The organism is Terrabacter sp. Ter38 (genome assembly GCF_024519435.1).
GTDB lineage: Bacteria > Actinomycetota > Actinomycetes > Actinomycetales > Dermatophilaceae > Terrabacter.
This window is the reverse complement of record NZ_JALJRZ010000017.1, coordinates 1-7,800: the sequence shown is the minus strand read 5'-3', so window position 1 is coordinate 7,800 and position 7,800 is coordinate 1. Positions and strand designations below refer to the sequence as shown.

General features: G+C 67.2%; 9 protein-coding genes. 5 read left to right on the top strand and 4 right to left on the bottom strand.

Features of this window, described 5'->3' with window-relative positions; translation table 11 throughout:
* Positions 1-69 precede the first annotated feature (69 nt).
* A complete protein-coding gene (locus tag NR112_RS22120) occupies positions 70-738 on the bottom strand; it encodes a hypothetical protein (protein ID WP_256796447.1) in 669 nt (222 codons plus the stop codon).
* A 115-nt stretch (positions 739-853) separates the two neighbouring features.
* Here NR112_RS22120 and NR112_RS22115 point away from each other — a divergent pair, with 115 nt between their 5' ends.
* Both NR112_RS22115 and NR112_RS22110 read left to right on the top strand, forming a co-directional pair.
* Complete coding sequence (locus tag NR112_RS22115; protein WP_256796446.1) at positions 854-1,132, top strand: hypothetical protein; 279 nt, start codon at positions 854-856, stop codon at positions 1,130-1,132.
* Between the two features lie 59 nt (positions 1,133-1,191).
* Positions 1,192-1,659, top strand: a complete 468-nt coding sequence (locus tag NR112_RS22110; protein WP_256796445.1) for a hypothetical protein — start codon at positions 1,192-1,194, stop codon at positions 1,657-1,659.
* Between the two features lie 96 nt (positions 1,660-1,755).
* Here NR112_RS22110 and NR112_RS22105 read toward each other — a convergent pair whose 3' ends face one another.
* Both NR112_RS22105 and NR112_RS22100 read right to left on the bottom strand, forming a co-directional pair.
* Positions 1,756-1,998 carry a hypothetical protein gene (locus NR112_RS22105; RefSeq protein WP_256796444.1) on the bottom strand — a complete coding sequence of 81 codons (243 nt, stop codon included), beginning with the start codon at positions 1,996-1,998 and terminating at the stop codon, positions 1,756-1,758.
* Between the two features lie 605 nt (positions 1,999-2,603).
* Positions 2,604-3,029 carry a hypothetical protein gene (locus NR112_RS22100; RefSeq protein ID WP_256796443.1) on the bottom strand — a complete coding sequence of 142 codons (426 nt, stop codon included), beginning with the start codon at positions 3,027-3,029 and terminating at the stop codon, positions 2,604-2,606.
* A 194-nt stretch (positions 3,030-3,223) separates the two neighbouring features.
* Here NR112_RS22100 and NR112_RS22095 point away from each other — a divergent pair, with 194 nt between their 5' ends.
* From NR112_RS22095 to moaA, 3 genes are all read left to right on the top strand, one after another.
* Positions 3,224-3,934: a hypothetical protein gene (locus NR112_RS22095; RefSeq protein WP_256796442.1), complete on the top strand. Its 711-nt coding sequence runs from the start codon at positions 3,224-3,226 to the stop codon at positions 3,932-3,934.
* 281 nt (positions 3,935-4,215) lie between these two features.
* Positions 4,216-5,397, top strand: a complete 1,182-nt coding sequence (locus NR112_RS22090; RefSeq protein WP_256796441.1) for an IS110 family transposase — start codon at positions 4,216-4,218, stop codon at positions 5,395-5,397.
* 616 nt (positions 5,398-6,013) lie between these two features.
* Positions 6,014-7,036 (top strand): GTP 3',8-cyclase MoaA, encoded by a 1,023-nt coding sequence (gene moaA, locus NR112_RS22085; protein ID WP_256796440.1) that lies wholly within the window; start codon positions 6,014-6,016, stop codon positions 7,034-7,036.
* A gap of 137 nt (positions 7,037-7,173) precedes the next feature.
* On the opposite strand, the gene NR112_RS22080 is transcribed toward moaA, so the two are convergent.
* Entirely contained in the window at positions 7,174-7,734 is a 561-nt protein-coding gene (locus NR112_RS22080; RefSeq protein WP_256796439.1) for a cysteine hydrolase family protein, read from the bottom strand.
* Positions 7,735-7,800 lie beyond the last annotated feature (66 nt).

Sequence of the window (7,800 nt, the reverse complement as noted above, 5' to 3'; positions counted from 1 at the left end):
GTAGCCGCCCTCAACGCGGCAATGTCGGGCGAGCGTAGCCGCCCTCAACGCGGCATTTCCGGATGTTCCTTACGGCGCGGAAAGCCCTAACGCATCGAGTTGTGCGCGGACGTTCTCGTACTCGGCGTCGGGGTTGAGCCCAGCGAGGATCGCGAGGTCGAGTGGCTTTGACCTGTAGACGGCGTTGACCGCCGCTTCGTCGGGGCTCACCTCAAAGTAGTCCTGGGCGAAGCGCGCGAACGCCTGAGGGCGGTCGTCGAGGATCAGTTCGAACAGCTCCTCGGCGCCGTCGGGGTCTGGCTCGCCCTCCGGCGGGATGGCCGATCCGGTGTGCCACCGGTGTCCGTCCTCGGACCAGAAGGCGGCCGTTGCCATGAAGGTGTCGGCGAGCTGGAAGCGGGCGTCCCGAGTCAGGGGTTCGAACTGGGCCGGCATGCCGTCGAGGAGGCCGGGCCACACCGCGACCGGGGTCCGGGTGAAGGGGTTCATCGGGTACTCATGCGCGAATCCCCAGCCGAACACGGCGTTCTTGGTGAAGGCGATGAAGTAGCGATCGCCTGAACCGTTGTCCATGCTGGCCAACGCCACCCCGGAGGGGTCGCGCGGTTCGAAGCGGAAGTAGCGATCGTCCGGGTCATCGTCAGGGCTCATCGCGACGTCAAGAATGGCGAGAGCCACGGACAGTTCGCGCAGGCGGACCGGGGTTGGGAGTCGTTCAAGCAGGTCGGCCATCGTCATGACCGGCAGCGTTACACAGAATCAGGCTCTCGTACGCGCACAGCCGCAGTCCTCGGCGCGGCAATGAGGACGTTCTCGCCGCCACGGCCGCCGGAGGGGCAGACTCTGCCTTGTGATGCTGCTGGAGTTCTGGCCTGACTATGGCTCAGGGCCGTTGTGGACCGAGGATGGCAAGGCCGCCGACCTGAGCTCGTTTGGCCTCTCGGACGAGCTGGCCGAGCAGCTCACGGTCTGGAACAGCCGCTACGCGGAGGACAAGGTGCCCATTGAAGGGAGCGGCGACAGTGCCTGGCTGGGCGAAGGAGTCAGTCTCCTTCGCCGCACGCGAAACGCACTTGGATCCGATTTCCACGTCGTCGTGACGGAACCTTGGTGGGGAGAAGACCTGACCTGATCGCGGCAAATCCGGTTGTCTTCCATCACCGCATGTCGGGATGTCGCTAAGTTGCGTGGGTGAGATCGGCCGAGGCGAGATCAGGCGGGCGGGAGAACCGCCGCGAGACCGAGTTCAGGGGCGTGTCCATCGAGCCTGGGCGCGGCATCCGGGAGGGGGTCGGGCCGTACGAGTACTTCACCCCTGACGGCGCTCACGTGTATCTCCACGACGCCGACTTCCTCGGGCTCGTTTGGCTCCCGGACGCAAACCTGCGTTTCTACTTCAGCTACGACGCGGAGACTGCACCCTTGTACGGCGCTGCCGACAGCCCCGTGATCGAGTTGACCTTCTCTAGGGTGGAGGTGCACACCTGGGAGACCGACATGGACGCTCTGTCAGACATGGAGCACCAGGGCCAAGTTTCGGCGTTCTCTTGGGATACCGGCGACGGATTCGACGTGACTACTTACACCTTGCACATGTCGTTCTCGGCAGCTGGCATGGAGGCGCGCCTACTTACAGCAGTCCCAAGCGCGCCCGCCTGAACACCGTGCCATGGCCTCCGCCTTGCGGACGTGCCTGAGCGGCCAGCGGCAATGTCGGGCGAGCGTAGCCGCCCTCAACGCGGCAATGGCGAGCGTTCAACCTGGCGCGATCTCGTCCCAGGCTCGCGTTACGAGGCGGTCGTAGTGGTCGCTGCCAAGTGCGGGGATGAGGGGATCGACCGTGCGCAGGAATCGACTCAGCACCTCAATCTCGGCGGCACTACGTTCCGCTAGGTCGCCGGAGAAGTCTGCGAACGCGATCGCTTCCCTGAGCACCACTAGCTCGGCGTTCGACAGGGTCAAGATCACTCCGCCCGATTCGGTGATGTCTGCATCCACCGACTCAGTATCGCGAACGGCGGGCCAACGTCCTGCGCGCGGCGAAGTCGGACGTGTCAGCGCTGCTCGGGGACGGCCTGTGGCATCGTGCCAATCATGAAGCCGCGCGGAGGTCAAAGTACACCTCGGATCGGTCGCGCGGTAGTCGTGATTAGCGCGCTGATGCTGGCGGGCTGCAGCACCGATGGCCCGGGCGAGCCTGCGACCTGGACGACCCTGAATGGGGAAGCACTCACACCCACCTCGGCCCACATCGAACTGGGCGTGACGCGCCTCGGTTGCGCAAGCGGAAAGACCGGGACGGTGCTGGACCCAGTGGTCCGATTTGAGGCAGCCCGGGTGGTCATCACGGCCTCCGTAGAGCCGCTCCCGCAAGGCGTCGGTTACAACTGCCAAGGCAACGACAGCGTCAGCATTGGCGTGGACTTGGACGAGCCAGTCGGCCAGCGACCGCTCGTAGACGGAACTTGCCTTGACGGAGAGGCCGCCAACACCGCCATGGCGTCGATGACGGCGGGGTGCGCTGGAAGCCGACCCGCGGCTGAAGCGACGTCCGCTATTCGGCACCACCGATCAGCGGCAGTTCCGGACGTTCGTCACTCCGGCTATACCTGTACTCCGGTGATCGGCACGTCTCGCGCAGACCAAGGATCGACGACCCGAACTGATGTGATGGTCGTCCCTGGTGGGTAGACCAAGACGGCGATGAGGGCGTTCTCGTGGGCGGGGTGCGGAACGAGCGCCAGGTTTCGGGTGACGCCGTCGGAGGTGGTGACCTCCAGATTGGTCGCACCGCTGGCCACCCGAAGGATTGCACCATTGGGAACATGATCGGCGCTGCCGGTGTAAATGGATACCGGCGAATGTGCGGAGATGGAAGGGCTGCCGTAGCCGCCCTTGTGTGTGTGGCCATCCGGGGTGGTGATCCGCAGCCAGGTGACGCCGGGGCCGGGCTGTTTGTCGCTCTGCCAGCCCAGGCTCCACGAATCCCCGCTCGCCGAGACTCCTCTGGCAAAGACCTGCTCGTTCATGTCCACCATGGAAACGTACGTGCGGTGAGCTCGTCACGCATCGGGAAAGCAGCTGATCCGACTCCTGTCGCAGTCAAGGGCCAGCCCCATTCACCGCGCCCTCGGCGGCATGTGCGGACGCCTACATGCATCATTCGTCGCCTCAGGACGGGGAAGTTACGCCGTTCGTCCATGACGATGCGAGACTTCCTCGCGTGCCCACTATCAACGAGCGCGCCCAGCAAGCCGCTGATCCGACGACCTCCACCCCTGCCCTGCGGGAGCTCGCCTGCGACAGATCACCCAAGGTGCGAGAGGCCGTAGCAGCGAATCCGAACGCACCCGCTGACCTGCTGACCACTTTGGCCAACGACACCAGTTGGAAAGTGCGCTACGCCGTCGCCGAGAACCCCACCCCGAACGCACTGTCGGCCGCGCTCGCGTCCACCGACAAGAGCACACGAGGCGTGGCGGCCATGCGCGACGATCTCGATGACGAGAGCCGACTGGCCCTACAGGCGGACCCGGAGCATCACGTGCGAGAACATCTCGCGGTAGCGACATCCGACGCCAACACTCTGGCCGACCTGGCGAGAGACCCGCACCCAGCGGTACGGTCGGCGACCCTGGAGAACGCGCACCTCAGCTCCAGCGACATCGAGATGCTGGCCATGGACCGGATGGCGAGCGTGCGTCGGGCTGCGGCAGCTTCGCGGCGACTCAAGCCTGACACCTTGACCCGACTGGCGGACGACCGATCAGCCGACGTGCGATGGGCCGTCCTTGTCAACAACCCCGAGCGGCTTGACCTGGCCACCAAGATTGCCCAGGACTCCGACGAGATGAATGCCGATCAGGCACGGGCACAACTTGACAACCCAAGAGCGTTCACGGAGGTTTTCGGCAATATCAAGCTGGTCCGTTGAATTGCCGTGCATTGCCCTGGCAATGGCTGTTTCTGCGTGACACACGCTCATCGGCTGCTTGTTTCATTGACGCAGGATCGGTGCCTGGCAAGGCTCTGTTCCAGGCGTCCGGGCTGTCGCTCTCACATCGGCTGCTCACCTTCAGGTGTGGCTCTCATTTGGCCTGCGCAGTCCCGGACGTCGCCAGGGCCGGGAGAGGCTCAAGAGGGGTGTGCCCAAGCTCAAAGCAGCGTTGCCCTCCCAGCTCGACGACCAGTCCGGTTCGAGCGAAGGAGAGCACGATGATGGAGCAACCAGCGGATCGCGTGGTGATCGGGATGGACCCGCACAAACGCTCGGTCACGATCGAGGTGATGCGGCCCGATGAGTCGATCGCAGCCGGTGGCCGCTTCGACACCGACCCGGCGGGCTACGACGCCATGCTCGAGGTGGCGCGGGCCTGGCCCAAGCGGGTGTGGGCGGTCGAGGGCTGCAACGGCATCGGGCGCCACGTCGCGTTGCGGCTGCTCGCCGACGGGGAGCAGGTCATCGACGTGCCGCCACGGCTGTCCGCGCGGGTGCGGATGTTCGCCACCGGTCAGGGCCGCAAGACCGACGCCACGGACGCGCACTCCATCGCGCTGGTCGGGGTCCGGATGGCTGGGCTGCGGCCGGTCGTCGACGACGAGCAGCTGGCCGTGTTGCGGGTGCTGGTGGATCGGCGCCGGGCACTCGGGGAGGATCACACCCGGATGGTGTCGCAGCTGCATCACCTTCTGCTGGAGCTGATTCCGGGCGGGGCTAAGCGGGACCTGTCCGCCGCGCAGGCCAAGAAGCTGCTCGCGACGGTGCGTCCGCGGGATGTCGCCGGCAAGGCCCGTCGGCGGGTCGCGGCCGAGTTGATCTGCGACCTTGAACGGATCTATGCGCGGAAGAAGGCGGCGAACAAGGAGCTGTCACAGCTGCTCGCGGCGACCGGCACGACCTTGACCGGGCTTAACGGCATCGGTCCCTCAGGTGCCGCGCGTCTGCTCGTGGAAGTCGGGGACATCACCCGGTTCCCGGACAACAACCACTTCGCGTCCTGGACCGGCACCGCCCCGATCGACGCGTCCTCGGGGGACCACACCCGGCACCGGCTGTCCCGGGGCGGGAACCGTCAGATCAACCGGGTCCTGCACATCATGGCCACCGTCCAGTTGCGCAACCCCACCGAAGGGCGGGCCTTCTTCGACCGCACCAAAGCCCGGGGCAAGACCTCGAACGAGGCGATGCGGCTGCTCAAACGCAGGCTGTCCGACATCGTGTTCCGGACGATGCTCGCCGACGCGGCACGACAGATGACGACGGGCCCGGGAGGGCACCAGGGTGACGACTCTGACTCCAGCGCGGCCGGCTTACAACCCCACACCAGCTCTTCGGACAAGCCACTTCCCGGACCCGCCACCACTCACCCTAGAACGACCCTTCCCGCCGCGTCTTGACACAGAGGGGAGCCAATTGCGGATGAGCACGTCCGGCCCGCGAGCAAGCTGACAAACAGCGGAGTCGGGCAATCCGGCATGGGCCGCCGAGATGCGCAGCTCGTCTCGTGAAGTTGGCGGTGAAAGGGCGAGCCGCGGTGGCCATCGTGGATGGCACGCGGGGCGCACGACGGCAGAAGTCCTCGTGGTCGTGATGAATTCGGGTCGGTGCCTTGATGTCGCCGGCTGTCGAATCCACGGTGTCGACAAAGGGACTGCCAAGCGGTCAGACCGGATTGCCGGAGGGTGCTGTCGCGACCAAGCCGGGCCGGATGGTCTCGACGCGGTTGCATCGGCGGAGCGATCGTTTCGGCGTGAGGACCGCGGTGGTGGATACGGCTTTGCAGAGCTCCACCAAGAAAACGGGATGCTGGGCAATGACGGCAGGGGCGCCGTTGGGTCCCGGGCTGACGCACCGTGCAGTCGGCAACGAGTCCGCAGGAGGTCCGACCGTGGCTCGGTCCAGTCATCCTGACCAGCAAGCCGAACGTCACATCACCGCACTTCGGAGGCGTGGGGCAACATCGGCATCACCAGCAGACCGGGTCGCAGCAGTACCCGGCCTAGAGTGGAGCACATGACCCGCCTTCCCGACCCGAGCGTCCGACCGGCAGGGCTGGCCGACCAGTTCGGGCGCCGGGCCCGCGACCTGCGTGTGTCGGTCACCGACCGCTGCAACCTGCGCTGCACCTACTGCATGCCCGCCGAGGGCCTGCCGTGGATGCCCAAGACCGAGATGCTGACGGACGAGGAGATGCTGCGGGTCATCGGCGTGTTCGTGCGCGACGGCATCACGCAGGTCCGCCTCACCGGTGGCGAGCCGCTCCTCCGCCGATCGCTCGTCGAGCTCGTTGCCGGGATCGCGGCCCTCGAGCCGCGTCCCAAGATCGCGATGACGACCAACGGCGTCGGCCTCGAGCGCGTCGCCGTCGGGCTCAAGGAGGCCGGCCTCGACCGGGTCAACGTCAGCCTCGACACCATCGACTCCGAGACCTTCACGCAGCTGACCCGTCGCGACCGCCTCGCCGACGTCGAGGCGGGGCTCAAGGCCGCGTCCGACGCCGGCCTGACGCCGGTCAAGGTCAACGCCGTCGCGATGCGCGGCATCAATGACGAGTCGGTCGCCGACGTCCTCGCGTGGTGCCTCGAGCGCGGCTACGAGCTGCGCTTCATCGAGCAGATGCCGCTCGACGCCCAGCACGCCTGGGACCGCACACAGATGATCTCCGCCGACGAGATCCGCGAGCGCCTGTCGCAGCGCTGGGCGCTGACGCCCCTTCCGGCCGCCGACCGGGGGAGTGCCCCCGCCGAGCGGTTCCTCGTCGACGGCGGCCCCGAGACCGTCGGGATCATCGCCAGCGTCAGTGCGCCGTTCTGCGCAGCCTGCGACCGCACGCGGCTCACCGCCGACGGACAGGTGCGCAACTGCCTGTTCTCGACGACCGAGACCGATCTGCGTGGGCCCCTGCGCCAGGGCGCGACCGACGACGAGCTGCTCGGTCTGATCCGGGGCGAGATGTGGCGCAAGCGCCGCGGCCACGGGATCGGCGACCCGGACTTCGTCCAGCCCGACCGACCCATGTCCGCCATCGGCGGCTGACGCCGCCGGGCCGGTACTTCCTGAGTCCCGGCTGCAGCGTGCCAAGGGGCTGCTCGCCGATCTGGCATGTCCGGGCTCAGGCTGGAGGAGGTCCGCCCCGGCAGCTCGTCCCGAGGGCTGACGGACGTCGAACAGGGTCAGCTGAGCTCGCCCGAACGTGAGACCACGTCTGCCGTGATCACCACGTCGGCGTAGGCGTCACCGAGGGCGCAGATGAAGGCGGCGTGCACGGCCTGGCCCGCGACCTGGGTGCCGGCGAACTCGAGGTCGGGCGCGGCACAGGCGTCGGCCACCACCGTCACGTCGTAGCCCAGGTCTGAGGCCGCCCGCACGGTGGCATCCACGCACATGCTCGTCATCATTCCGGCGACCATCAGTGACGCATCGGGATGACGCTCGATCTCAGCCTGAAGATCGGTCTGCAGGAACGAGTTCGGATGGCGCTTGACGACCACCGCCTCACCGGCGAGCGGGACGACCCGTGGGTCGAGCTCGGCCCCCGGGGTGCCCGGGACCAGGAAGCCGGCATCCGGCTCGAGGCTCTCGTGACGGACGTGGATCACCGGCAGGCCCTGCGCGCGGAAGTGGGCGAGCAGGGTGGCTGCGCACTCCGCCGCGGCGTCCGGCCCGACGAGCGGCATCCGCCCGCCCGGAAAGTAGTCGCGTTGGATGTCGACCAGGACCAGTACGTCGGGCATGCTCAGAACGCTACCGCCGAGCCCGCTGCCGCGCGCCGCTCGGGCCGCGCGCCGTCCGCGCCGCCC